1 protein-coding gene is annotated in these 1,630 nt (G+C 53.0%); it reads left to right on the top strand.

Annotated elements, in window-relative coordinates; genetic code table 11:
* The first annotated feature begins 114 nt into the window (after positions 1-114).
* Positions 115-1,470 (top strand): IS1380 family transposase, encoded by a 1,356-nt coding sequence (locus C162_RS21270; protein ID WP_051493823.1) that lies wholly within the window; start codon positions 115-117, stop codon positions 1,468-1,470.
* The last annotated feature ends 160 nt before the right edge of the window (positions 1,471-1,630 follow it).

Consider the following 1,630-nt stretch of genomic DNA (forward strand, 5'->3'; position numbering starts at 1 on the left):
CCTGAATCCGTGAAACGAAAAACTGAAAAAGTTAGAAAAACATCCCCCGGTGAAGTAAACTAACGAAAAGGGAAGAATTCCCGTATTTCTTGAATTCACCTGGGAGGTGCACAGATGAACCCTATACGTTTTCAACTTGATCAGTCCGTGGAGTGGCTCACCGCTCACTCCGGTTTGGCCCTCATTGGCCTGCTTCTTTCTCATACCCGGATGGCCAAACGGCTCATTCGGTACTCTCTGCCCGGTGCACAGCACCCTACCGTCACTCACCCGGATGTGGTCCTCGCTTATCTTGGATTGCTGTGCCAGGGAAAAAGTGATTTCGACCAGATCGAGCCCTTTCGGGAGGACCGTTTTTTCGCGAAATCCTTAGGCCTGAAACATGTCCCGTCCTCTCCCACCCTTCGGCAGCGTCTGGATTTGGCCGCCGCGCACAGCTACGACTGGCAGACGATTTTGCTTGAAGAGTCGGCGGACTTGCTGCACGCTCTGAACGCACCGCTGACCCCTGTTCAGGCCACACTCCCTGAAGGGAAAACGTTGTCCTGGCTACCGCTGGACCTGGACGTCTCGCCGTTCGACAATAGTAACACCCAGAAAGAAGGCGTGTCTCTGACGTACAAAAAGGTAGACGGCTATGCGCCGTTTTTTGCCTATCTAGGGCAGGAAGGCTATGGCGTCAACGTCAACCTGCGCGAAGGCAGCATGCATGTGCAAAAAGAAGCGGCTGCGTTTCTATCGCACAGTCTGGACTATGCCCGCCGCATCACCGATTCGCCGCTGCTCGTGCGCATGGATGCTGGCAATGATGCGCTCGAGAATTTGAACGTGTGTCTGAACGAAAATGTGGATTTTATCGTCAAGCGCAATCTCCGCCGGGAGTCGCCGGAAGAATGGCTGATGATTGCCAGACAGGACGGGATGTGCTGTGAAGAACGAGAAGGCAAGCGCGTGTATTTAGGCTCCATGGAATGGACGGACAAGAAGCTGGAACGTCCGATTCACGTCGTGTATCAAGTCATTGAGCGGACAATGGAAGCTGATGGTCAGCTCCTGCTGGTGCCTCGAGTAGAAGTACAGGTGTTTTTCACGACACTGACCTGTTCGCCTTGGCAAGTCATTCGGCTCTACCGTGACCATGCCACGAGCGAACAGTTTCACAGCGAACTCAAGACGGATCTGAATTTGGAGCGCCTGCCCTCGGGTAAATTTGCTACGAATGACCTGGTCCTCTGTACAGGTTTGGTTGCGTATAATCTGCTTCGAGCCATTGGGCAAATTTCGCTGCAAGAACCGGATGCTCCGGTGCGAACGAAGGTCAACCGCAGGCGGGTAAAAACAGTCATTGAGAATCTGATCTGGTTAGCTTCGCGCATGGTGGAGCATGCACGGCAAACGAAGCTTCGCTTCGGCAGGCACAGTCCCTGGTTTCCGACATTTCGACGTATTTATATGAGCTTGTCGGGTTGAAAAACAGGGGACATAGGTTCGGGAAGAGCTTGGTGCAAGGCAAGCTCTGTTTCCCTATGCCTCAAGGCAGAAAAATCCACTCTCCTCTTTGCTTGTCACACGAATCGCTACAATTCAAGAGGAGGGGGTGCTCCGGCTTTGGTTATTTCACGGATTCAGG

The sequence above is a fragment of the Paenibacillus sp. FSL R7-269 genome (assembly GCF_000517865.1).
Classification (GTDB): domain Bacteria; phylum Bacillota; class Bacilli; order Paenibacillales; family Paenibacillaceae; genus Paenibacillus_AQ.

Bases quoted from the DNA above. Each gene is read 5' to 3' on its own strand.
- C162_RS21270 (WP_051493823.1), top strand. From the start codon at position 115: ATGAACCCTATACGTTTTCAACTTGATCAGTCCGTGGAGTGGCTCACC.